We start from the raw sequence: 23,405 nt of genomic DNA, 5'->3' as shown, positions 1-23,405 counted from the left end.
GGAGCGATGCTCGCGGAGCGGAGCATGAGCGTGGCCTCCGCGAGGACGTGGCACGAAGGACAACCTGTCCGTGCATCAGCGGCGGGCACGGGCTGGTGCGACAATGTGTTCTTTGAGACATGTCGAAACGCGCATGTAGTCTCAGTCGGAGGCAGCGCGTGAGGCTGATGCTCGGCGGTCGCCTGGCGCTGCTCGGGCTCGGTGGGTTCGCCGTGCTCGCCTCGGGGGCGGCCGCAGGGCTGTGGGCGCAGGCGTGGGACGTGCCGGTGGGCCGGCCGTACATGTCCCCGGGGACAGCTGCATGGCTGGGGACCGACGCGCTCGGCTACGACCTGTTCGCCCAGGTGGTGCAGGGAGCGCGCGTCTCGCTGGTCGCGGGCGTCGGCGGGGCGGCGGGCGCAGTGGCGGTCGGCGGGCTGCTGGGGGCCTGGGCCGGGCTCCGTGGGGGGTGGACCGACCGCCTGCTGTCGGGGGCCACGGATGCGTTCGCCGCGGTGCCGCCCGTGGTCGCGCTGCTGGCGATGGCTCTGGCTCTCGGGCCCGGCGTGGCGACCGTGGTGGTGGCGATCGCCGTGACGCAGTGGACGGGGGTGTTCCGGGCCGCCCGGGCTGAGGGTCAGCGGCTGCGCGTCGCCGATTACTACCGTGCGGCCGAGGCGATGGGCGCCGGCGCGCTGCACCAGATCGGCTGGCACGTGGTCCCCGCGTTGCGGCCGGTGCTGCTGTCGGCGCTGGTGGTGCTGTTCGCGCATGCGGTCAAGGTCGAGGCGCTTCTGGCCTACCTCGGGGCGAGCGCCCCGGAGCTGCCGAGCTGGGGGAAGCTGCTGGCGCGCAGCGGCAGCGAGCTGGCGCGCGGGGTGTGGTGGCCGACCGTGGCCGCGAGCGCTCCGCTGGCGCTGCTGGTGCTGTGCGCCCAGGTGCTGGCGGACAGCTCGGCCCGTCGTCCGGAGTGAGGCGGCCGTGCGGAGGCGTTGCGGGTGACATGTCCTTCGGGTCATGTCATGATCCTTGTCGGGGGCTCATGATCGATGGCGGGTGCGATCGAGGCCGGGGGGCGGTGGTCGGAGCCCCGCCTGGGTCTCGGGGCTGTGCGGCGCCGACCCCCCGTGAGGGGCTCGCGTGCCTGGTGATGGGCGATGCGGGCCAGGATGCGCGGTGGTTGCGGCCGCGCGCGATCGTGACGCCGTAGCGAACCGTCGCCGCGCCGTGATAGTGGAGAGCGAAACTCATGAGCGCGCTTTTCCGCCGTTTCTTCGACCGCTTGCCCGTGCGCACGATCGCCAGCGACGGTCAGCTGCACCTGCTCAGCGACGCGGAGCTCGCGGCCGTCCGGCGCACGCATCGCGCGGCCGTGGGGGGCGCGGCGGCCATGAGCGTGGTCGGTTTTTTGCTGTACTTCATGCCGGTGTACAGCGCTCCGGAGCTGTTCCCTTCGGTCACGGTGTCGCTGTTCGGCAGCGAGGTCGCCTTTCCGTGGGCCGAGACGCTGTGGGGCCTGCTGCTCATGGTGATCGAGATCTACGCGCTGGTGCTGCTCAACCTGTGGGGCGTGCACGAGATCGCGGCGGCGACGGGGTTGCTCGGGCCGCATAACAAGGCCGAGGTCGCGGGCACGCTCCTCGACATCGGCCTCGAGAACAAGCACCGCGGCCTGCTGAAGTACGGCATCGACCCGTTCCTCGGCGTCAATCCGACGCTGCTGTTCGTCGTCAACCTGCTGCTGCGGCTCAAGGGCTGGCTCGGCAGCAAGCTCCTCCGTTACGCGGTCCAGCGATTGCTCGGGCGCTTCGCCGTGCGCGAGGTGCTCGACTTCGCCGGCATGCCGATCTACATGGCCATCAATGCCTGGAGCACCCATTCGGTGCTGCACGAGGCCAAGGTGATCATCATGGGCCAGAAGCTGATCGAGCACCTTTGCGTGCGCCTGCCCGCCGATCTGGCCGCGAGCGCCGAGGACAAGGCGCTCCTTTACGATACGTTCAGGTTCATCGCCGTCAGCAAGCGAGACTTCCATCAGAATCACTTCGCGCTGACGAAGGCGCTCGTCGAGCACTATGCGATCGCCGTCGAGCCCGATCGCGGGACGCTCGAGGATTACCTGGCGCGTCTGGCCGTGGCGCCGGAGCGACTGCGCCGCGCGGCGGTGCTGCTGATCGTGATCGGATTCCTGCTCGACGGCCAGATCTCGTGGCGCGAGCGGCGACGGATCCGCGAGCTCGCAGAGCGGGGCGTGTTCCGCTACAGCGCCGGGGAGGTGCAGACGATGTGCCGCGACTTCGTGCGGGGGGCGGGCATCGAGGCGCTGCTGACGCGTCAACTGGCGCCGGCGTGAGTCTGCATCAGCCGAGCCGGTCGACAGCTCGAGAGCGGATGGGCAAGCTGCTGCGCGATGCCGACCGTATTCGAGGATTTCGTCGCCGTCCCGGGCGTCTGCGAGGTCACCTATACGCCGCCGCGGGCCGGCGCGTCGACGCTGCTCGTCGAGCTGCCGCACGGGGCCACGCGGACCGCCGATTACGAGGCAGCGCGGGTGCGGCTGACGGGGACGCTGCCCGTCGGGCTCGAGGCATTCTTTTATGTCAATACTGACATCGGCACCCCCGAATCTGCGCAGTGGCTGAGCGAGACGTTGGCGGCCGAGGGCTTCGGCACGCTTGTCCTGCGTTGCCTGGTGCCGCGGACCTTCATCGATTGCAACCGCGTCTTCGAGGGGTCGCAGCGCGGCGCGGTCATCGACGGGCTGACTCCGGCGGTCGCGGCGTACATCGAGGAGCCGGCCGACCAGGCGCTGCTGTCGCAGCTGCACGCCAGCTATCACGCGCTCACCGAGCGAGCCTATCGCCGGCTGTGCGGGACCGCCGGCCTGGCGCTGCAGCTGCACTCGTATGCGCCCCGGTCCGTCGGCATCGATCGCATCGACGGCGAGATCGTCACGGCGCTGCGGCACGCGTACGAGCCCGCGGTCTACGAGACCTGGCCCGAGCGACCGGCGGTCGACCTGATCACCGCCGACGGCGAGGGCACGCTGTGGTCGTCGCGGGAGCTGGTCGGGGCGGTGCAGGCGGCCTTCGCTGCCATCAACGTCGACGCGCGCGAGAACGTGACGTACAAGCTCCACCCCGCGACCATGGGTTATCACTACGCACGGGCCTATCCGGGTCAGGTGCTGTGCGTCGAGCTCAACCGGGGGCTGCTGGCCGACCCGTTCGTCCCGTTCGGCGAGTCGCCGATCAGCGCCGCGCACGTCGAGCGGATGACGCGGCCTTTGGCCGTGGCGCTGTCGCAGGCGCTGGCCAAGCAGACCTCCTGAAGTCCGCGCGTGACCGATCGGGGCAGGAGCCCAGGGCCGCGCGTGGCGGACCTTGGTGTTGTCTGGCGCGGCAGGTAAGAGCTCTCCGACGTGGTCAGCGGCTGGCGGCGCCGCCTTCGCGCTCGTCACGTGTGGCGGAGGTCCGGGTGGAGCGTCGGCCGCCGGCGTCGATTTGCGAGGCGAATCGTCGGACATGACAGGCTCTCTCAGAACACCCGGACGCGGCGGCACGCCAGGCGAAACCCCTCGCCGGTCATTCCTGCCGCCCTGGCCGCGGCGATCTTGGTCCGGTGGGCGCACAGTTGATGACGGAAATAGAGCGTCTCGAAGCCGGCGACGGCCTCGTGGTGAGTGCTGTGCATGAGCGCGGCCACCCGGGCCAGGTTCGGGTCGAGGTCGCGGCCGAGGCCGAGGTCGGCGCGCTCGATCACCGCGCCGTCCGTGGCCAGACGGGCGCGCTCGACCACGAACTCGAGCTCGCGCACGTTGCCTGGCCACGAGTACTCGCGCATGGCTGCGACGGCCTCGGCGGTGAGCGTGCGGCTCCGGCCGTCGACCCCGAGGCGAAGCAGGAGCCGCTCGGCCAGGAGCACGACATCCCGACCCCGCTCGCGCAGGGGAGCGAGCACGACGTGGAAGCCGCCGAGGCGCGCGTGTAGGTCGCGGTCGAACAGGCCGGCAGCGGCAAGGCGCTGCAAGTCGCGCCGGGCGGTGGCGAGGAGCCGGACGGGAGCGGCGATAAGGGCACGATCGAGGGCGGCCTGGGAAGCCAGCGGGAGCTCGTCGACGGCTTGCAAGAGCAGCGTGCCGCCGGCGGCCTCGGCCAGCCGCCCGCGACGGGCCGGTGTTCCGAACAGCTCGGTGTCGATTTGATCGCGGGGGAGGCGGCGCAGATCGACGACGACGAAGGGTGCGTCCCGATCGGGACCCATGAGGTGGAGGCTGCGAGCGGCGAGGGCCTTGCCTGTCCCGGCCTCGCCGGAGAACAGCCCGTGACAGCGCCCGGGTCGCGCCATCAGCTCGGCCAGGCGGTAGAACAGCAGCCGCATCGCCGTGCTGCTGCCGTCAAGGTCGCCGAAGCGACAAAATGGCGGCAGGGGCACGTCGCAGAGCTCGAGCGCGACCAGCTCGAGGCGGGTGCCCCCGACAGAGAAGCATGCCCCGGGGGTCAGCAAGGCCTCGCGCACGCGAATGTCGCCGACGAGGATGCCGGTGGCGCTGTCGAGGTCTCGGACGATCAGCCCCCCGCGCTGCGCGGCGAGCTGAAAGTGCAGGTCGCTGACCCGCGGATCGCGGAGCACGAGGTCGCAGAGCTCGCTTCGTCCGCCACGGAGCGGACCGCCGGCGATTTCGTGATCGAACGTAAAGATACGGCCTGCTTCGGGGCCTGCGACGACGCGGAGCGCGACCTGGCGAACGACGCGCTCGGCGTTGGGGGGGGAGATGTCCTGAACCACCGGGATGGAGTTCATGGCGGCGACGGGATCGCGGGCGGGGGAGGTCGAGGCAGGACAGGTCTCGGTCATACAGGGCTCCTGTTGGCCGCGGCCTCTGCACGGAGCTTGCCAAGCGTAAACAGGGTCATAGAGGGCGTGAGAGCCTGTTTGCAGGAGTGCACCCAAGTAGCGTTGGGCAGCGCGGGCGGGGGGGGACCCACTGGAGTTGGGGATGCCATGGCTTCAGAGACAGGTCATTGCCATGCTGACAAAGCGGCGCGATGGCTGTGCCCCGAAGAGTCGGAGCCGAGGTGCGAGCGAAAGCCTGGCGACGGGGGGATCGGCGCGAGCATGGGTGACTCCAACAATGGCGCGAACGCGAGCCATGTCGACAAGCTAATCGATGCGGATCCGCAGTGCCACGATTTAATGCATGCAAGCGTGATTGGGGATGAACTGCTGCGATTGGGTGTACCCAACGATATTTGGTGAGGAAGCACGAATCGTCGGACCTGGCGCGCCGCGGGGGAGGCGATACTCTGGTGCCGTGGCCAGGGCGATTCACATGTCCGAGACTGTGATGCCGAAGGGCGGCGTGGAAAGAACCGCCTTCGCCCGGGCAGCGCTGCGCCCAACTCCGGACGACGCGACGATTCGTGTCACAGTCAGGAGCGAGCGATACGAACGGTTCCCGGCATGGCAGCCTTCGGGCTCGGAGTGTGGGGCTTCTCGCCCGGTCGGCGATCAGGCCTCCGGGCCGCGGCGACGGGCCCTGCTGGGTCCTCGGGTCGCCGCTTGTATCGGCGGTCGCCTCGATGACGTCGCGGCATCACTCGCCGATGATCTTGATCAGCGCTCGCTTGCGGCGGCGGCCGTCGAACTCGGCGTAGAAGATCTGCTCCCAGGGGCCGAAGTCGAGCTTGCCTTCGGTGATGGCCACGACCACCTCCCGCCCCATCAACTGGCGCTTGATGTGGGCGTCGCCGTTGTCCTCGCCGGTGCGGTTGTGCCGGTAGTGGCTGGTCGGCGCGTGCGGTGCCAGGCGCTCGAGGAAGTCGTCATAGTCCTGCAGCAGGCCGGGCTCGTCGTCGTTGATGTAGACGCTGGCGGTGATGTGCATCGCGTTGACGAGGCAGAGCCCCTCACGCACGCCGCTCTTGCGGACCGCGGCCTCGACCTGCCCGGTGATGTTGAGGTAGGCGCGTCGGGAGTCGGTCTGGAACCACAGCTCTTCGCGGTACGACTTCATGCGCGCGAGCGTCGCTCACTTGGCGGACGAGTGCCAGTGGGACATCGAGCCGTGGGGCGAATGGAAGTAGCGGGTCGGCGAGATGTAGCGAAAGTTGGTGACGCGGCTGGTGTAGATGCAGGCGTAGCTCTCGACCTGCGCGCCGAAGCGGCTCGAATCGCGGCGAGCGGCGAACACCGAGCCCCAGTAGGGGTTGAAGGCCTCGTCGACATCGGCGATTCGGCGCTCCAGGGTGGCAGCCATCTCTTCCTCGTACTTGCGGAGGCGGTCGAAGCGGCGCCGGACCTGGATTCGGGTGTCGGCGAGCAGGCTCTCCGCCGCCTCGGGGGCGACGCCCTGGCGGACCAGATCGTCGGGAGTCATGCGCGCGAGCAGGCGCGACAGATAGCGTTGCGCCGAGAGCTCGTCGGCGAGCGAGATCCGGAGGGACGACAATTGTTCGACCTCCTTGAGCGGGATCTGGCGGTCGCGGCGGATGCCGAGCTCGTGCTCGAGGTCCTCGACGACCAGCGCGGTGCGCCAGCCGGAGCTCTTCTTGCTGCGGACGATGTCGCCGTAGATGTGGTCGCCCACGTAGAGCACCTCGTCGGGGTGGACACCGAGCGCGGCTTGCAGCCCGAGCTGATTGCCTCCGTTGTAGATCCGGCCGCGGCGCGGCTCGCCGGTGGGGCGTCCGAGCGGGTTGGCGGTCGCGTCGAGCTCCTGGAACGGATTGTTGCCGGTGAAGAACTCCGGCTTGCGCGCGCCGACGATGACCCAGTCGAAGTAGTCGCGCCAGGTGGCGTAGGCCGACATCTGCCCGCCGAGGACGTAGCCGAGCACCGACTCGGTGTAGGGCAGGAGGCTGTTGGTGAGGAGGAACAGGCGCTTGCCGGCCGAGCGGAACTTGTGGAGCGTCGGTCCGAGCTCGAGGTCGAGCTGGAAGTAGCGCGGGAGGTCGGCCTGGATCAGGTCCTTGAGCGAGCCGTCTTGATGAGCCTGGTCGATGCACTCGCGCACGTCGGTCCACGCCTGCGTGTACGTCGGCGGGCCGGAGGGCCACAGGTCGGGTCGCTGGTCGATGCAGTCGACGACCTCGGCGTACATGGTGACTTCGGGCAGCGCGAACAGGGTGTCGACCGGGGCGAAGCGCTCGCGCTCGGTACCGAGGCGCTGGGCGCGGTAGAGGGCCTTGCGCGTCGGCTTGGGCAGCAGGTTCTTGCCGTGATAGGCGCGCCCGACGTAACCGTGCCGGTCCATCTTGATGATGTTGCCGTACGTCTTGTCGACCACGAGGCCGCGGATCGCGAACGCAGGATCGGCCTGCGTGTCGCGCAGCGCTTCGGGGTAGCCGCGGGCGATCAGCTTGTCGAGGGTGCAGCGGATCGACAGCGCCTCGAGCTCTTCCTGGCGATAGAGCGCCAGGGTGTAATCCATGTCGAAGCCGATGACGCCGATCTGGTCGAACGCGAGGTCGCGGTTGGTGAAGATCCGGCGGGTGAACGGAGCTTCGAGGACGAGCTCGCCCTCCTGAAGCACTCTGCGGATGGGAGACGGGAGCCCGCTGGCGATCGACATGGGGGAACTCTCAGGGTAGCAGCGCAGGCCGCTGATGGCGGAGCGTTTCCCAGATTGCGCGGATCCGCAAAGCCTCGTAGTTTAGGAGGTAGCGAGAGCGCGCATGCATCAAGCCGCCAAGGAGCCTGCTCCGCCCAGGGACGAGCGCCGGGTGCTCTGGTACCTGCGCAAGATCCCACTGTTCGAGGGCGTGGGCGGCGAGCACTTGAGGGCGCTCGCCGCGGTGGTGGAGATCAAGGAATTTCGCCGGCGACAGATCGTGTACTTGCCGGGCGACCCGGGCGAGCACGTGTTCTTCCTGCAGGGCGGCCGGGTCAAGTGCAGCAAGGTGTCGCGCGACGACAAGGAGCTGACCCTCGACTACCACGGGCCAGGGGCGTTCTTCGGGGAGCTGTGCGTATTTACGGGCGCGCCGCGCGAAGAGATGGCGGAGGTGATGAAGCACGCGATCGTGGCGCTACTGCCGCGAGAACCCCTGCGAGACCTCATCTTCTCCGACCCGGTGCTCGCGTTCCGCTTCTCCCAGGTGCTGGCCCAGCGGCGGCGCACCGCGGAGACCAGGCTCGAGCACTTCGTGTTCCGCGACGTCCACGCCAAGCTGGCGGCGCTGCTACTCGAGCTCGGCCGCGAGTACGGGCACGAGACCGACGATGGGATCAAGGTCGACCTCAAGATCACGCATCAAGAGATGGCCAACTTGATCGGGTCGACCCGCGAGACCATTTCGCTGGCGCTGGCGAGCTTTCGCAAGCGAGGCCTCGTCAATCTGCTCGGACGCACGGTCGTGCTCGTCGACGTCGAGGGCCTCTCGGCGCTCTGCTGAGACGCCGCGAGCTCGATCGGCAGCAGGACTCGGCGGCGCAGCCGCTCGGCGCGGCGGACGAGGTCGAGAGACCGGCGAGCGTGAAGCACGAGGTCGAGAGGCCGGTCGTCGCCCCGGACGAGGTTGCGACGGCAGGACGGCGGCGGCCCCGGAGATCAGGGCTCGTCGCGGTCGCTGAGCTCGACGCCGATGAACTCGGAGAGGATGCCGAACTTGTACATCGGCACGCGGCCGAGCTCGCGCATGACGACGTTGCCCTGCGGATCGAGGACGACGAGGGCAGCCTCGCCGGCGGGGATCTGGAAGGCTGCGCGGGCCTCGCTGCTGTCGGGGGCGGTCTTCCAGTGCTTGAGCTCGGCGCCGTCGATCTGGCCGACGAGCTGGGCGCCGACCTTGCCCGAATCGAGCTTCGTGTCGCTGTCGACGACGATCCCGGCCAGGCGAACGTCGGGCTTGGCGAACTGCTTCATGCTGTCGTCGTTGCTGCCTTCGAAGCCCTGCTTGCCGCCGGGGATGTCCTTGCGGGCGACCGGACCTCCGAGGAAGACCATGGCGCAGGTGCGGCCCGCGCAGGCGGCGTTGTCGAGCTCGCCGACCTTGAACGCGGGGGCGGGGCTCACGACTGGGAGCGTCGCTCCCAGGAGGCCGCGCAGCTTCTCAATCTCGGCCGGCTCCATCTTGCCGCTGTGGCGATAGGCGACGGCGCCGGTCGGGTCGATGACGACGATCCCGACGTGGCCTTTCGGGAGTTTGAAAGTCTTGGTGACGGCGCCCTGAAAGTCGATGTAGAGCGGCAGCCGCAGCTCGGGCCGCATCGGTCCGACGAACTCTTCGATCTTCGAGGCGAGGAGGGCGAAGCCGTCGGCGTCGCCGACGGCGAAACCGGACACGGTGTCCGGATAGCCCCAGCGGGCCATGGCGCGGCTCATCGCGGACGATTCGCGGGCAGCCATGCTCTCGCGGTCCTCGACGATCAGGTAGACGGTGCGACCCTTGAGGTCGGCGAGCACGAGGTCGCCGAGGCCGCCGCTCCCGGGGATGACGAGCTTTTGCGGGTCGGCCTCGGCGACGTTGATCGCGGGCAGTTCGTCGGGAATCGCCTCGGCGCGCGAGCGCAACATCCAGGCGGCGAGGCCGAGGAGGATCAGGACGAGGAGGACGAGTCCGAGGGCGATCTTGCGGAGCACCGACACGAGGTGGGCAGTATATCGGCGGCTCCCGTGGGCGCCACTTCGCGGGCGGCGGCAGCGGCGGCAGATCGGTCGCCACCGCCGCGGCGACGGCGTGAGCGATCGATCACGAGCGATGCGCCCTCCCGCGGCTCCGGCGGCGGTGGCGAGGGCCCCTCAGAGCTCGGCGGGGCCCGCCTTGAGGACGCCGACGCGCAGCGATTCGCCCTGAAGGCAGGCGAGCGGGATGCCCGGGGCGTCGAGGTTCCCCCCGAGGCTGGGCATCAGCGCGACGGCGCGGCACGACAGCGGCTCGGGGTCGACGAGCGGAAAGACGTAGGTGCGCATGCCGTCGCCGAACACCAGGTGCACGGGCGCGGCGTCGCCGTAGGGCAGGAGGAACACGGAGTAGCCGAGGAGGACGCCGGCGGCGGGCTGGGCGGTGATGCGGGCGTCGGGCAGCTTCTCGCGGGGGACGGTGACGGCGGTGTTGTCGGGCTTGCCGGTGGTGCCGAGGAACGCGATGCCGACGCCTCGATCGGGGGTGACGGCGGCGACGGTGCGGGCGCCGAGGTTGCTGGAGATCGTGCTGAGGACCGCGGGCACGCCGGGCAGCAGGTCGATGTCCTCGCCCGGCTCGGAGACGAGGGCGGCGCCGGCGTCCGAGAGGGAGAGAATGCCGGTGAGGCGCTGACCGAGGCGCACGGAGATGCCGGCGCCGAGGCTGAGGTGTGGCAGGGAGAGCGCGGGGCCGAGTGCGTCGAGATCGAGCGGTTTCGCGGTCGGGACCCGCTCCGGCGGCGACCAGTTGCTGCGATCGCTGCTTCGTCGCACGTAGGCGATGCCGCGATCGCCGGGGTGAGGGATCTCGGCGTCGTCGGCGGCGATGAACTCCGCGAACAGGACGTCGCCGAGGAGGAAGGGCCGACCGAGCATGGTGAACTCGGCGTGGCCGAAGATGTCGGCCGACAGGTCGACGGCCGTCTGCAGGGGGCCGATGCCCGCCTCGGGGGCGATCGTGAAGTCGTGGGTGACGATGGCGTCGCCCGGCATGCCGCGGCGATAGGCGATGCGCACGACGCTGATGTCACTGCCGGGCGTCGGCGGCAGCGCGAGCGCGGCGATACCTGGCGCGAAGGCCATGGCCTCCGGGACATGTCCCTTGAGTGTAGTCTCGAGCAAGGGCGTCTCGGCCCAGGTGTCGGCATCCGCGCGGTAGAGGCGGAGCGTCGGGACGGGGCCGCGAGCGAGGACGCCGAGGAGGCTGTCAGAGCCGGCGCCGCTGACGAGCAGGGCGTCGCCGACATCGCGCGGGTCGGGCTCGAGCTCGGTCCAGACCCGCGGCAACTGGATCTCCGGCGCCGTGACGTTCATGGTCAGCTCGGCCGAAAACAGCGGGCCTTCGGGGGTGTGCGAGGCCATCTGCAGGGTGTGGGTGCCGAGCGCGAGGGCGCCGTGGAGGAAGATCCGCAGACGATCGCCGGTCAGTTCGCCGAGCGCGCTACCCGGGCCGAGCGTGCCGGCGGTCTGGCCGTCGATGATCAGCTGGGTGTTGCCCACGGTGATCTTCTGGACGACGATGTCCTTTGGGACATATTGCGTGCTGGAGACGATGAAGTCGCCGAGCGCCGGGTTGAGGAAGCCGGGGCTCGGGACGTCGCTGGCCTCGGTGTCGCTGCCGGTGCCGGTGTCGCTGCCGGTGTCGTCGTCGATCGGCGCGCCATCGGCCCGGCAGCCGAGCGCGAGGAGGCCGGCCGAGAGGGTCAGCACGACGGGACGCAGAGGCCCACGAGGGAGCACGCATCAGGCGTATCGCGTGCGCACGGGCTCGCCAAGGGGTGTCAGCCGGTCGTCGTGATGGTCCAGACCAGCACCGCGAGCGCGGCGTGGCCGGCTCCGAGAGCAAAGCCGGCCCAGCGCAGGCGCGCAGCACCCGCGAAGAAGAGCGGCAAGCACAGGGCCAGGCCGACGAGGAACAGGGGGAGGGCGTCCTGGGCGAGCGGGACCTGCAGGTCGAGGAGGGCCCGGCCGCCGAACCACAACAGGGCCAGGGCACCCCACCAGGCGCCGCGGAGCGCCAGCGCGCGCAGGATCGTGCGTCGCGCCCACAGGAAGGCTCCGACATGGCGAGCCAGGACAGCGCTGGCGACGCCAAATCGGCGAGCGCCGCGGCCCAGGGCGAGACCGGCGATCCGCGACAGGCGAGCGAGCTGGGCGAAGCCGCGCAGGCTCAGGTGCGAGAAGCGACGCAAGCAGCCCGCGCTCAGCTGGGACAGGCTGTTGAGGCCGCGTCCACTGGCGACGGCGGAGCGGCCGAGCTCGCTGGCGCCGCGGTCGAGGCCCTTGCCGACGCCGGCAAAGGCGCGCTGGGCCGCGGGTACGAGCGCCCGGCCCTGTTCGGCCACGAGCTGCCCGGCCCTGCGCCAGGCGATCCGGGTCTGCAGGCGAGCGGGCAGGCCGCGCACGACGAGCGCGCCGCGGCGGAGTTGGTTCACGAGCCAGCGCGTGTGTCGGCGAGCTGCCGCCTGGGCGGGAGGCCGGCGCCGCCGGTTGCCCTGGCCGGCGCGAACGGAAGGCCGGGGAGTCACGCGGCGAGTGTGCGACGTGGGCGGGCGAGGACCAAAAATTCGGCGCGAAGTGCTGATGCCGGGGCGCCCGCAGCGGGCGATGCGAGGTGCTAGGCTCGCGTTCGATGTCGTTCGTGGCGGCGATCTGGCTGACGCTCGCGCCCGCGGGGTGGCAACCCCGGCCGCCCGATCCGCCCACGGTCTGGGCTCAGGCGGGCAGCCGTCCGTGGAGTCAGTGCCGCGAGCTCGAGCGGACCGCGGAGATCGCCGTCGCCAAGCAGTTGGTCGGCGCGGATGGAACGAACTTGTGGGCGGAGCGGGCCCGGTTGTGTCCGGGGGCGCCGGCGGTGTTGGTGGCGGCGGCGATGCTGGAGCTGACGCAGGTGCCGGGTTTGCCGCCGCTGTCGAACCTGGCCAGCGAAGTCGAGGCGCTGGCGGAGGCGCAGCGACAGAGCCGCAAGCGGGCGGCGCAGTGGCTGGCGACGGCGCGGAGCGAGGCGAGCCGGCGCGGGCAAGCGCCGCCGCCGATGACGTGGGTGATGACGGCGATCGCGGCGATCGGCCTCGGCGAGCCGGCGCTGGCCCGGTCGGCGTTGGCGCAGGCGGAGGCACGGGCGGAGGTCGAGGGCTATCGCCTCGATCGGCTGGCGGCGGTCGCGGCGCTGCTGGCCGGAGATCTGGCCCAGGCGCTGGAGCTGTCGCATCGGGCCCGCGAGCGGGCGGCCTCGCGCGATCAGGTGCGCACGTCGCTGCTCCTGGCCCTGGTGTACGACCGCAGCGGCGCGGCCGATGCGGCGCAGCGCGAGCTGGGGTTGCTGAAGTCGTTGGCCTCGAGCGGCGAACGGATGGCGGTCGACGCGCTGCTGCCGCTGCACGAGCGGCTCTACCTCGCTGCGATCGAGCAGATCGCGTTCAAGAACCCCGCCAACGCGAGCTTGTTGTTCAAGAGCTATCTGGCGTGTCCGGAGCCCGAAGCGGCGGAGCGAAAGCTGGTCGAGCGGCGGATGGCCGAGCTGCGCCCGATGTGACGCCGGCGCCGTGGGGTCGGGTCGCGGGCGGAAGAGGCGGAGCGAAAGCTGGTCGAGCGGCGGATGGCCGAGCTGCGAATGGCCGAGCGGCGAATGGCCGAGCTGCGCTCGATGTGACGCCGGCGCCGTGGGGGGCATCGGGGTCAGGAAGAGGAACTTCGCTCCCGGCTCCTCGGGACGAGTTTTACGGGACATGTCGTAAGAGACATGTCTCAAGGGGCATGCATCGGTGCGCGTCCGTGGCCGCTTGCCATGGAGTTATTGAGCATGGCGAGAGAGACATGTCTCGAGGGGCGCGCATCCATGCCGGTCCGCGGCCGCTCGCGACGAGGCCCCTGAACATGGCGAAAGCGCCATGTCGCAGGGGCCATGTTTGGCGGCGGGACCGCTCAGCGCAGCTTGAGCCCGTCGGCGCTGCAGCTCCACGAGAACTGGCCGCCCAGGAGCAGCGGGGCGTGGACGTTGCAAAGCGACTCGATGTCGGTGCCGGGGACGGCGAAGGCGGGGATCGCCGCCGGGTCCTGATCGCGGCTGGGCACGCCCGAGAGCATGAACTGCGGGGTGCTGAGCAGCATGCCGGCGAACCGGCGCGCGCCGGCCTCGAGCTGACCGGTGTCGGCCTGGCTCATCGGCGTGTCGAGCGGGAGGCCGATGACGCCCTCGATGGCGGCGGCCTCGGCCGGGCCGGCGATGGTCGGCTCGGTGATCAGGCGGTCCTTGATCGCGGCCGCGATGTCACCCACGGTGGCGCCCGGGACCATGCTGGCCTCGACCAGCATGAGCTCGATCCATTCGTACGGCGCGCACGGCTGGCCGAGCGGGCCGGTGCAGCTGCCCTGCATCGACTGCTTGGTGCCGGCGGCGAGCTGGTTCTCCCACGACAGCAGGCCGTTGAAGTCGACGCCGTTGAAGCCGTTGATCGCGTCCTTGAGGAACACGCCCTGGTCGCGCAGGAAGTTGACGCTGGGGTAGTTCCACTCGTTGTCCTGGACCTGCTGCACCGGCAGCTCCCACCACATCGCCCGCATGGCCGACTCGACCAGCACCCACGCGCTGTAGCGCTGGATGCGGTCGCCGACGCCGTTGCCGCGCATGTTGGGGTCGGCGGCGGTGACCGAGAACGGGTCGAACACCGGCTTCATGTGGTACGAGTTCGAGGCGTCGCACAGGTCCGGCGCCTCCTGGTTGAAGTACGGGTGCGTGACGATCTCGACCAGGAGCGTCCGCAGCGAGTACTCGTCGGAGATGAAGGCGTCGGCGAGCTCGCCGAGGATGTCGCGCTGCTTCTCGTTGCGCGGGAAGCTGTGCGCGAGCGTCAGCGGGTAGCCGAGCATCTCCTTCCACACGCCGTTGGCGATGTTGACGGCGGTGAGGTACGCGAGCGCCTGGTCGGGGGCGACGGACAGGTTGCCGTCGACCATGAGGCCCTCGCTGGCGAGGGTGGCGAAGCCGGTCTTGAACAGCGGATCGATGTCGAACAGCTGGCCGCCCTCGGGCAGCGCGCCGCCGAGGTAGCCGGGGATGCCGAGGATGTCGCCCTGGTTGCCGGGGTTGAAGCGGCCGCAGCTGTTGCTCCACCCCCACGGCTCGACCGCGCCGTCGTTGTCGACGAAGCCGGTCCAGCGGAAGGCGGCGTACACTTCTTCCTCCGGCCGGCCCTTCGGGTCGCCGTAGATGGCGCCCTCGAAGTCTCCGGGGAGGGCCCAGAAGTGGTTGTACTTGGGGTCGGGGTTGTAGGTGACCGACTCGGTGCTGGTATGGCACTCGAGGCAGCCGCTGCGCCGGCCGAGGTAGCTCGACTCGAAGATCTCGCCGTAGTTGGAGCGGGCGTTGATCTCGAACTCTTCCTGCGTGATGTTGGCGCCGGACAGCGGCCGGGCCATGCGCGCGAACATGTCGGCGCGGTACATCGGGCTCAGGTCGTCGAGCCGCAGGGCGCTCATCATGACGTCGCCCATGGTGAACGGCGGGCCGAAGCTCGAGCCCTGGGCGTCGTTGTCGCGGATGTAGGCCGCGAGGTCGTCGTCGTCGGCGGCGCCGGTCATCTGCGAGTAGCAGCCGTAGTTCGACTTCATCTCGAACCGGTTGATCTTCAGCTGCTCCCAGAAGAAGGTGCGCCAGCGGTTGAGGTAGAGGTCGCCGGACGCGAGCCCGCGGGCGACGATCGCTCGCCCGTCCTGGCCCTTGGCGTCGAGCTGCTCGATCGCGCTGACGAGCAGCTGGACCTCGCGCATGCCCTCGGGCTTGCGCCCCTGCAGCAGCGGGATGACGCGCTTGACGAACGCCTCGTCGCCGGCGTCGCACGACTCTTCGCCGTCGCCCGCGGGCGGCGGCTCCTCGCCGGGGTCACCGGTGCCGTCGCTGGTGCCGTCGGTGGCCGCGGTGGTCGGGGTGTCGGTGGTGGTCGGGGCGGCGCTGTCGGTCGCGTCAGTCTCGGTCGAGTCGCCGCTGGTCTTGGTGTCGCCGCTGGTGGCGGTGTCGGAGTCGGTCTGGTCGTTGGGACATGCCGTGAGGGACATGCACGCAAAGACAGACGCGAGGAGAGGAGCGTTGGAGTGGTGAAGTCGAGTCATGGTCGCGCCTCCTCTCGTTCAGAGCTTGAGCCCCATGTAGACGTCGCGCAGCCGCTGGGCTGCCTCGGCCTGGTTCTTGACGCCGCCGGCCACGTCGCCGACGGCGAAGGTCTGCGAGCTGAACGGGTAGATGCCGAGGGCCATCATCACGAGCATGCGGTTCTCGGCCGGGCTGATGTAAGTGTCGGCGAAGCCGTCGGCCTCGGTGATGGCGCCGTAGATGCCGCGTTCGGCCTCGGTGATGGGGCCGCCGATGACGACGTTGACCATGCCCTGCGGCCAGTGGTTGAGGCCCGACTGGCCCTGCCGGTGCGGCGTGCGGCCGAACTCGGTGTTGATGACGATCATCGTCTCGTCGAGGTTGATCTTGCCGGGGTCGTTCTCGTTCGGCGCGTTGATGATGTCGGCCAGGCACTGCAGGGTGTGCGAGACGTTGCGCGAGGAGTCCTCGACGTGGCTGTCGTGGGTGTCGTGGCCGGCCGAGGGGTTGGGCTTGAGGCCGCCGTCGATCCAGTGGACGTAGCGGGCCTGATCCTGGGCGCGGGTCAGCAGGCTGGCGGCCATGCGGGCCTGCATGCGCGGCTTGTCGTTGCCGGACATGTCGTTGCACTGGGTGCCGGCGACGTCCTCGAACAGGTCGGCCGAGAGCACGCTCGACAGCTCGCCGGCGCCGCGGCGGGCGAAGTGGGCGAACTCGAAGTTGCTGCGCTCGGCCGAGCGGGTCAGCTGGCCCTTGCCACCGGGCCGGAAGCGCTGCTGGTAGGCGGCGAGGTAGTGGTCGACGGCGGCGTCGTAGTCGTCACGACCCTCACCGACGCTGGGGCGGGCGAGCAGCTGCGACAGCGACGAGTTGGGATCGACGGTGACGCTGAGCGGGCGCGCGGAGCCGGGGTGGAGGCCGATGGCGGAGGCGGCGAGCACGTTGTCGGTCGGGAACTCGACGCCGGGGTAGAGGACGTAGGCGTACGGGGTCGGGCGCAGGCCGCCGGGCTGCTCGAGGAAGTGGCGCTGGATCGACGCACCGACGCCGGCGAGGCGCGGCGAGCCGAGGCGGCTGCCGGTCAGCGCGTAGGGGTTGGCGCCCTCGTGCGGCAGGAGGTCGTGGCGCTGCACGAGCACCCGCATGCGCGCGACGATGTCGGGCCGGGCCCGCAGCGGCGAGACCCACGGGCCGAGGTGGACCAGAGTGCCCTTGGCGTCCTCGGCGAACGCCTCGGTCAGCTCGTTGCCGAAGCCGCACTGGCCGAAGCGCGTCTGGGTCTGGTTGTAGAACGCGTGGAGGAACCGCTCGTCGTTCTTCCCCCAGTCAGGCACCGCGTAGAAGGTGTCGAACGCGCTCATACCCCCGTAGAGGTAGAGCTCGAGCACGTTCTTGGCCTGACGCTCGACGGGGATCATGGCGTCGAGCTTGTCGGCCGGCCACTCGCCCCAGTACGCCTCCGCGCGCCGTGGATGACGAAGAATGCCGAAGGAGGCGCCGGCCGCCGTGGCGACGCCGAGGGACTTCATGAAGGTTCTGCGCTGCATGGTCCGTCTCGTGGGGGTCCTTTAAATCAGATCGGGGTCGGCCCAGACTTCGTAGCGGAGGACGACCCGCAGGTCGCCGTCCGGGAGGCCGAGGTCGAAACTCTGCTCGCGGGCGATGGTGAGGGTGGCGGGGCCGGGGGCGAGCTGGAGCAGCTCGGCGCTCGGGATGGTGAAGCTGCCGTCGTCGACGGCGTGAGCGGTGAGCATCTGGCCGTAGGTGTCGATGAGGCGGACGACGATCCGGTTCGGCTGGCCGCCGTTGGCGTCCCAGGTGAGCTTCAGGTCGGTGGCGCGGTCGTGGTCGAACAGCGAGACGCCGACGTCGGGCGCGGTGACGGTCAGCGCGGTCGGAGCCGTGACGGCCGCGGGCAGGACGATGTCGTCCTTGCCGTCGCCGCCGAAGGCGATCACGTCGTAGACGTCGCCAGCGACCCAGCGCGCGGGGTCGGGGGCGCACAGCGGGTCGAAGAACTCGGCGTCGTCGCTGAAGTAGACCGGGAAGGTGTCCTGCACCATCATGAGGCAGGCCAGCGACTCACCGGCGGCGCCGCGCAGCTTGAGCGCGTTGCCGCCGACGACCCACGTCTCGTCCTTGCCCCATTCGTAGGGCGCGGGGATCGCGTTGTTGGCGATGGTGTTGGGCTCGTCCGGCGCCGGCGGGAGGTGCATGCCCCAGGCCTGGACGGCGAAGAAGTCGTCGGTGGTGAGCGGCTCGGTGCGCCAGGCGCCTGCCATGCCCAGCTCGGCCGGGAGGCCGCCCGCGGTCTCGGGATAGAAGGTGAAGTTGAGCAGACCCTTGGCGCGGCCGACGTCGACGCCGGTGGTGCCCGAGGTGTCGGTCGCTCCGGTGGTGCCGGTGGTCGGCGTGTCGGTGCCGCCGGTGCTGTCGGTGCCGCCGGTGCCGTCGTCGGTGGTCTCGGCCACCGTGGTCGCTTCGCTGTCCCCGGTGCCGCCGTCGTCGGCCCCACAAGCCCACAAGGACATGGCACAGAGGACCTGCCCGAGAGGCCAGGTGCCGCGAAGCAGCGATGTCGCCCGCACATTCGTGCGAGAAGAACGTCGATCAGCCCTTCCCATCAAAGTCATCTTTTCCCAGCGAAGAAAATAAATCTCCGCGAAGACACGGCGGGAACTTCACACTTGGGTGATTTTTGTCACCGCTGTCCCGCGAAACAGCGCACCGCGAATCGCGAGCTCGTCGACCGCGAATTCATCGTCACAGCCGCGCGGACACGAGGTGTCCAGCTCATGAGGCGAGGCGTGCATCGCCCCGCACACATGTCATGCGCCGAGGCGCGAGCCGACGCCGGAGCACGGCGAGCAAATTCTTCATGGACCGCGACCTCGCTGCTCTGCGATATGCTTCGCGCGAGCACATATGACCCTCGGAGCCAAGCCCGCAGCAACCGGGGAGATCCCCGCGACGACGCGCCGCGTGACCGCGCCGGTGCTCCATCAATACAAGCGCCAAGGCCAGCGCATCGTCATGATCACGGCCTACGACGCGACCTTCGCTCGCCTCGTCGACGAGTCAGGCGCGGATGTGGTGCTGGTCGGGGACAGCCTGGGCATGGTGATGCAAGGCCATCCGCACACGCTCGAGGTCACTCTCGAGCACATGTGCTACCACGCCCGCTGCGTCCGCCGTGCGGTCCAGCGAGCGCATCTGGTCGTCGACCTGCCGTTCATGAGCTACCAGGTGAGCGCCGAGCAAGCGCTCCTGTCCGCGGGTCGGCTCGTGCAAGAAGGTGGCGCCGAGGCGGTCAAGCTCGAGGGCGGCGGCCGGGCGGATGCGGTGCGCAAGATCGTGCAGGCGGGTATCCCCGTGATGGGTCACCTCGGCCTCACGCCTCAGAGCGTCCACGAGTTCGGGGGCTTCCGCGTGCAGGGTCGCGAGGACGCGGCGGCGGAGCGCCTGCGACAGGACGCGCTGCAACTGCAAGAGGCCGGCGCTTATGCCGTGGTGCTCGAAGGCATCCCGGCGGCGCTGGCGCGGCAGATCTCGCAATCGCTGGCGATCCCGACGATCGGGATCGGGGCAGGGGTCGGCTGCGATGGCCAGGTGCTGGTGATGCAGGACCTGCTCGGGCTCGACGACCGCTTCAAGCCGCGCTTCGTCAAGCGCTTCGCGGAGCTCGCAGGCGTGGTGCGCGACGCGTTCGCCACCTACGGCCGCGAGGTCCGCGAGGGCAGCTTCCCGGGCGACGAGCACAGCTTCTCCGCCGGGCCCACGAGCCCGGGTGGGCCGCCCTCGGCGACGGAGTAGAGCATGCTGGTCGTTCGGACATGTTCGGAGATGCAGGCGTGGCGAGCCTCGCTCGGCCCCGCGACGCGCGTCGCGTTCGTGCCGACGATGGGCTATCTCCACGACGGCCACCTGTCGTTGCTGCGCGCGGCCAGGCAGCGCGGCGATCGCCTGGTGCTCTCGATCTTCGTCAACCCGACCCAGTTCGGCCCGAGCGAAGACCTCGCCCGCTACCCCCGCGACGAGGCCGGCGATCTGGCCAAGGCGCGCGAGTGCGGGGTCGACGTCGCGTTCTGCCCGACCGACCCGCGCGAGCTGTATCCGCACGGGACGAACACGTGGGTGGAGGTGCAGGGCCTCGACCAGCACCTGTGCGGCGCGTCGCGCCCGGGCCACTTCCGCGGGGTCTGTACGGTGGTGGCCAAGCTGTGGGGGCTGGTCCGCCCGGACGCGGCGCTGTTCGGCGAGAAAGACTTCCAGCAGCTGGCGATCCTCCGCCGCATGCACGCGGACCTGTTCCTCGGCGGCGAGGTGGTGGGCATGCCGATCGTGCGCGAGGCCGACGGTCTGGCGATGTCGAGCCGCAACACCAACCTGTCGCCGGAGGCACGCGCGCAGGCGCTGGCCATCGCGCGCTGGCTGGCCGAGGTCCGCTCGCGCTTCGCCGCGGGCGAGCGCGAGGCCGCGGCGCTGCTCGGCGATCCGGGCGCTGCCCTGGCGCCGGGCCGGGTCGACTACGCGTCGCTGGTCGACGCCGCGGACTTGCAACCGGTGACCGGGGTCGAGCGACCGGCCCTGTGCGCCGTGGCGGCGTTCTTCGGCGGGGTGCGCCTGATCGACAACACCGTGCTGCGGCCCTGACCACGTCGCGGGTCCCGGTGGCCGCGGTCGGCGAACCCGGGTTCGCCGAGTCAGTCACCGACTCACTGGATCACGTCGCGCCGGCCCCGCACCAGGACGACGCCGGCGGCGCCCAGGCGCTGTTCGTCACGGCGATCGCCGTACTTCTGCCAGCGCTCGTAGAGGCCGAGCAGGTCGCCGTCCGGACAACTGTCGGTGGCCTCCGAGATCGCCTCGGCCGCAGCCTCGAAGCTGACGGCGAGGGTGCGAAACACGGCCGGTTCGCCGATCTGGCGGTAGGCGCTGGCGCCGAGCGAGCGCACATAGCGCAGGTCGACGGGGGTGCGGTCGATGCTGTGCGGGACGACCCCGGCGATGAAGAGGGCCCGGTCGCCGACAGCCCGCAGCGCCTGGGTCCGGCGCGCCCCCTGTTGCTCGCGGGCGGCCAGGTACTGCAGCGCGAGCGGCCCGGCGGTGCGACCGGCGACGCTGGTCCGCCGCACGTGGTCGGCGAGCATGTGGACCACGTACGCCCCCACCTCGGTGGGCAACGAGCTGCCGGTCTTTCCCTGGGCCACGCGGTCGTAGAAGAAGGACTCGAGGGTTCCTGCAAAACGAAGTTCTGGCTCGGGCATGGGAGGTTTCCTATTTTCCCACGCTACCAGAGACGACCGGCCAGGCAAGCGAATTATGTGAGTTAACCGCACGAGTTCTGACCGTTGAACGTCCCGCGCGGAGGGGTTGACCGGGTACCGACTCGCTTTACACTCCGCGCCGCGTTAGCACTCCTACATGGGTGATTGCTAACGGAGCCCCCGCAAATTTTCACGGCGATTCCGCAGAGTTAAGCGGAGTCGCGCGGGAACGCTCGCAACCACGAACAGCATCTTTCCCCCCACGGGGCCTGCATTCGGAAATCAGGAGAGACCGCAGATGACAACGACGAAGGTTCGTCCCTTGAACGATCGCGTGCTGGTGAAGCGCATGTCCGAGGAGGAGAAGACCGCCGGTGGTCTCTTCATCCCCGACTCCGCCAAGGAGAAGCCCGCCAAGGGCGTGGTGATCTCGGCCGGCCCCGGCAAGGTCGACGACAACGGCAAGCGCACCCCGCTCGAGGTCAAGGCCGGCGACAAGGTCCTGTTCGGCAAGTACTCCGGCACCGAGATCAAGCTCGACGGTGAGGAGCACATGATCCTGCGCGAGGACGAGATCCTCGCGATCCTCGAGGCCTGAGCGGGCCTCTCGAAAACGGTTTTTTCCCCTCACACACGAGACACACATCATGGCAGCCAAAGAAGTTCGTTTCGAAGAGTCCGCTCGTCACGCCATCCTGCGCGGGGTCAACATCCTCGCCGACGCGGTCAAGGTCACCCTCGGGCCGCGCGGCCGTAACGTGGTGATCGAGAAGTCCTGGGGCTCCCCGACGGTCACCAAGGACGGCGTGACCGTGGCCAAGGAGATCGAGCTCGAGGACAAGTTCGAGAACATGGGCGCGCAGATGGTCAAGGAGGTCGCCTCGAAGACCTCCGACATCGCCGGCGACGGCACGACCACCGCGACCGTGCTCGCCCAGGCGATCTACCGCGAGGGCCTGAAGATGGTCGCCGCGGGTCACGACCCGATGGAGCTCAAGCGCGGCATCGACATCGCCGTCGAGGGCCTGATCAACTTCATCAAGGGCAACCTGTCGAAGGCCACCAGCAGCGACGAGGAAGTCGCGCAGGTCGGCACGATCTCCGCCAACGGCGACGAGGAGATCGGCAAGCTCATCAGCAAGGCGATGAGCAAGGTCGGCAAGGAGGGCGTGATCACCGTCGAGGAGAACAAGTCCTCGACGACCGACCTCGACGTGGTCGAGGGCATGCAGTTCGACCGCGGCTACCTCAGCCCGTACTTCATCACCGACCAGGAGCGCATGGTCGTCTCGCTGCAGGAGCCCTACATCCTCTGCTACGAGAAGAAGGTCTCGACGATGAAGGACCTGCTGCCGGTGCTCGAGCAGGTCGCCAAGCAGGGCCGCAGCCTCCTCATCATCGCCGAGGACGTCGACGGCGAGGCGCTGGCGACCCTCGTGGTCAACAAGATCCGCGGCGCGCTCCACGTCGCCGCCGTCAAGGCCCCGGGCTTCGGCGACCGTCGCAAGGAGATGCTCAAGGACATCGCCGTGCTCACCGGCGGCAAGGCGCTCACCGAGGACCTCGGCGAGAAGCTCGAGAACCTGACCCTGAAGGACCTCGGCACCGCCAAGCAGATCACGATCGACAAGGACAACACCACGATCGTCGACGGCGGCGGCAAGAAGGCCGACATCCAGGCCCGCGTCAAGCAGATCCGCGCCCAGATCGACGAGACCTCGTCGGACTACGACCGCGAGAAGCTGCAGGAGCGTCTCGCCAAGCTGGTCGGCGGCGTCGCCGTGATCAAGGTCGGCGCGGCGTCCGAGGTCGAGATGAAGGAGAAGAAGGCTCGCGTCGAGGACGCGCTCCACGCGACCCGCGCGGCCGTCGAGGAGGGCATCGTCCCCGGTGGCGGCGTCGCCCTCATCCGCGCCCAGAAGGAGCTCGAGAACGTCAAGGCCCCGACGCACGAGCAGAGCGTCGGCGTCAGCATCATCCGTCGCGCGATCGAGGAGCCCCTGCGCCAGATCGTGGCGAACGCCGGTGCCGAGCCGTCGGTCGTCATCAACGCGGTCCGCGGCGGCGAGGGTGCGTTCGGCTACAACGCCCGCACCGGTCAGTACGTCGACCTCGTCAAGGACGGCGTCATCGACCCGACGAAGGTCGTCCGCACCGCGCTTCAGCACGCTGCTTCGGTCGCCGGCATGATGCTGACCACCGAGGCGATGATCGCCGAGAAGCCCAAGAAGGAAGCCCCCGCGGCTGGCGGCGGCGGCCATCCGGGCGGCGGCATGGGCGGCATGGACATGTGAGCCCGGCCCGCGCTCGCTGACTGCGCGCGCGTACGAGCCCCGATCCACCAGGGTCGGGGCTCGGCCTTTTTGGTCGGTCGTCGCGGCGTCGCGGTCCCGCTGTGTCGGCTCGTTCGTGGAGCGGGCTCTTCGTTGGAAGTCACCGCCGTGCG

General features: G+C 69.7%; 20 protein-coding genes. 10 read left to right on the top strand and 10 right to left on the bottom strand.

From position 1 onward, the window contains the following. The first annotated feature begins 167 nt into the window (after positions 1 to 167). The 3 genes from POL25_RS09025 (at position 168) to POL25_RS09015 (ending at position 3,310) form a co-directional block, all read left to right on the top strand. Positions 168 to 953 (top strand): ABC transporter permease, encoded by a 786-nt coding sequence (locus POL25_RS09025; protein WP_272087246.1) that lies wholly within the window; start codon positions 168 to 170, stop codon positions 951 to 953. A 275-nt stretch (positions 954 to 1,228) separates the two neighbouring features. Further along, positions 1,229 to 2,332: an LBF_2804 family protein gene (locus POL25_RS09020; RefSeq protein WP_272085517.1), complete on the top strand. Its 1,104-nt coding sequence runs from the start codon at positions 1,229 to 1,231 to the stop codon at positions 2,330 to 2,332. Between the two features lie 57 nt (positions 2,333 to 2,389). Further along, positions 2,390 to 3,310 (top strand): N-formylglutamate amidohydrolase, encoded by a 921-nt coding sequence (locus tag POL25_RS09015; RefSeq protein WP_272085516.1) that lies wholly within the window; start codon positions 2,390 to 2,392, stop codon positions 3,308 to 3,310. A 206-nt stretch (positions 3,311 to 3,516) separates the two neighbouring features. Here the strand turns inward: POL25_RS09015 and POL25_RS09010 are convergent, their stop codons facing one another. Beyond that, a complete protein-coding gene (locus tag POL25_RS09010) occupies positions 3,517 to 4,782 on the bottom strand; it encodes a sigma-54-dependent Fis family transcriptional regulator (protein ID WP_272085515.1) in 1,266 nt (421 codons plus the stop codon). A gap of 315 nt (positions 4,783 to 5,097) precedes the next feature. On the opposite strand from POL25_RS09010, the gene POL25_RS09005 reads away from it, so the two are divergent. Then, positions 5,098 to 5,238, top strand: coding sequence for a hypothetical protein (locus POL25_RS09005; protein WP_272085514.1), 141 nt, complete (start codon positions 5,098 to 5,100; stop codon positions 5,236 to 5,238). Between the two features lie 337 nt (positions 5,239 to 5,575). On the opposite strand, the gene POL25_RS09000 is transcribed toward POL25_RS09005, so the two are convergent. Continuing rightward, the gene (locus POL25_RS09000) at positions 5,576 to 5,995 is read right to left on the bottom strand and encodes a secondary thiamine-phosphate synthase enzyme YjbQ (protein WP_272085513.1); all 420 of its coding nucleotides are present in this window, start codon (positions 5,993 to 5,995) and stop codon (positions 5,576 to 5,578) included. Positions 5,996 to 6,010: 15 nt separating this feature from the next. Next, the gene (locus tag POL25_RS08995) at positions 6,011 to 7,552 is read right to left on the bottom strand and encodes an HAD-IG family 5'-nucleotidase (RefSeq protein ID WP_272085512.1); all 1,542 of its coding nucleotides are present in this window, start codon (positions 7,550 to 7,552) and stop codon (positions 6,011 to 6,013) included. Between the two features lie 103 nt (positions 7,553 to 7,655). On the opposite strand from POL25_RS08995, the gene POL25_RS08990 reads away from it, so the two are divergent. Then, entirely contained in the window at positions 7,656 to 8,375 is a 720-nt protein-coding gene (locus POL25_RS08990; protein ID WP_272085510.1) for a Crp/Fnr family transcriptional regulator, read from the top strand. A 155-nt stretch (positions 8,376 to 8,530) separates the two neighbouring features. On the opposite strand, the gene POL25_RS08985 is transcribed toward POL25_RS08990, so the two are convergent. The 3 genes from POL25_RS08985 to POL25_RS08975 form a co-directional block, all read right to left on the bottom strand. Further along, a complete protein-coding gene (locus tag POL25_RS08985) occupies positions 8,531 to 9,568 on the bottom strand; it encodes a hypothetical protein (RefSeq protein WP_272085509.1) in 1,038 nt (345 codons plus the stop codon). 153 nt (positions 9,569 to 9,721) lie between these two features. Continuing rightward, positions 9,722 to 11,314, bottom strand: coding sequence for a hypothetical protein (locus tag POL25_RS08980; protein WP_272085508.1), 1,593 nt, complete (start codon positions 11,312 to 11,314; stop codon positions 9,722 to 9,724). Positions 11,315 to 11,385: 71 nt separating this feature from the next. Continuing rightward, positions 11,386 to 12,039 carry a hypothetical protein gene (locus tag POL25_RS08975; RefSeq protein WP_272085507.1) on the bottom strand — a complete coding sequence of 218 codons (654 nt, stop codon included), beginning with the start codon at positions 12,037 to 12,039 and terminating at the stop codon, positions 11,386 to 11,388. A 197-nt stretch (positions 12,040 to 12,236) separates the two neighbouring features. On the opposite strand from POL25_RS08975, the gene POL25_RS08970 reads away from it, so the two are divergent. Next, positions 12,237 to 13,139: a hypothetical protein gene (locus POL25_RS08970; protein WP_272085506.1), complete on the top strand. Its 903-nt coding sequence runs from the start codon at positions 12,237 to 12,239 to the stop codon at positions 13,137 to 13,139. A 389-nt stretch (positions 13,140 to 13,528) separates the two neighbouring features. On the opposite strand, the gene POL25_RS08965 is transcribed toward POL25_RS08970, so the two are convergent. The 3 genes from POL25_RS08965 to POL25_RS08955 all read right to left on the bottom strand — a co-directional run bounded on the left by POL25_RS08965 (position 13,529) and on the right by POL25_RS08955 (position 18,223). Then, positions 13,529 to 15,658, bottom strand: a complete 2,130-nt coding sequence (locus POL25_RS08965; RefSeq protein ID WP_272085505.1) for a hypothetical protein — start codon at positions 15,656 to 15,658, stop codon at positions 13,529 to 13,531. A 72-nt stretch (positions 15,659 to 15,730) separates the two neighbouring features. Beyond that, positions 15,731 to 17,239, bottom strand: coding sequence for a DUF1501 domain-containing protein (locus POL25_RS08960; RefSeq protein ID WP_272085504.1), 1,509 nt, complete (start codon positions 17,237 to 17,239; stop codon positions 15,731 to 15,733). 21 nt (positions 17,240 to 17,260) lie between these two features. After that, positions 17,261 to 18,223 carry a hypothetical protein gene (locus tag POL25_RS08955; RefSeq protein ID WP_272085503.1) on the bottom strand — a complete coding sequence of 321 codons (963 nt, stop codon included), beginning with the start codon at positions 18,221 to 18,223 and terminating at the stop codon, positions 17,261 to 17,263. Between the two features lie 394 nt (positions 18,224 to 18,617). On the opposite strand from POL25_RS08955, the gene panB reads away from it, so the two are divergent. Together panB and panC are read left to right on the top strand one after the other, a co-directional pair. Further along, complete coding sequence (panB, locus tag POL25_RS08950) at positions 18,618 to 19,505, top strand: 3-methyl-2-oxobutanoate hydroxymethyltransferase (RefSeq protein WP_272085502.1); 888 nt, start codon at positions 18,618 to 18,620, stop codon at positions 19,503 to 19,505. Between the two features lie 3 nt (positions 19,506 to 19,508). Next, positions 19,509 to 20,345 (top strand): pantoate--beta-alanine ligase, encoded by an 837-nt coding sequence (gene panC / locus POL25_RS08945; RefSeq protein WP_272085501.1) that lies wholly within the window; start codon positions 19,509 to 19,511, stop codon positions 20,343 to 20,345. Positions 20,346 to 20,407: 62 nt separating this feature from the next. Here panC and POL25_RS08940 read toward each other — a convergent pair whose 3' ends face one another. Continuing rightward, positions 20,408 to 20,959 (bottom strand): hypothetical protein, encoded by a 552-nt coding sequence (locus POL25_RS08940; protein ID WP_272085500.1) that lies wholly within the window; start codon positions 20,957 to 20,959, stop codon positions 20,408 to 20,410. 298 nt (positions 20,960 to 21,257) lie between these two features. Between POL25_RS08940 and groES the strand changes: the two genes are divergently transcribed. Further along, positions 21,258 to 21,557, top strand: coding sequence for a co-chaperone GroES (groES, locus tag POL25_RS08935; protein WP_096330647.1), 300 nt, complete (start codon positions 21,258 to 21,260; stop codon positions 21,555 to 21,557). A 49-nt stretch (positions 21,558 to 21,606) separates the two neighbouring features. Beyond that, positions 21,607 to 23,253 carry a chaperonin GroEL gene (groL, locus tag POL25_RS08930; protein ID WP_272085499.1) on the top strand — a complete coding sequence of 549 codons (1,647 nt, stop codon included), beginning with the start codon at positions 21,607 to 21,609 and terminating at the stop codon, positions 23,251 to 23,253. Positions 23,254 to 23,405: the final 152 nt, after the last annotated feature.

The sequence above is a fragment of the Nannocystis bainbridge genome (genome assembly GCF_028368995.1).
GTDB classification, from domain to species: domain Bacteria; phylum Myxococcota_A; class Polyangia; order Nannocystales; family Nannocystaceae; genus Nannocystis; species Nannocystis bainbridge.
The sequence above is the reverse complement of the archived record's forward strand: the minus strand, read 5'-3'. Positions and strand labels throughout refer to the sequence as shown.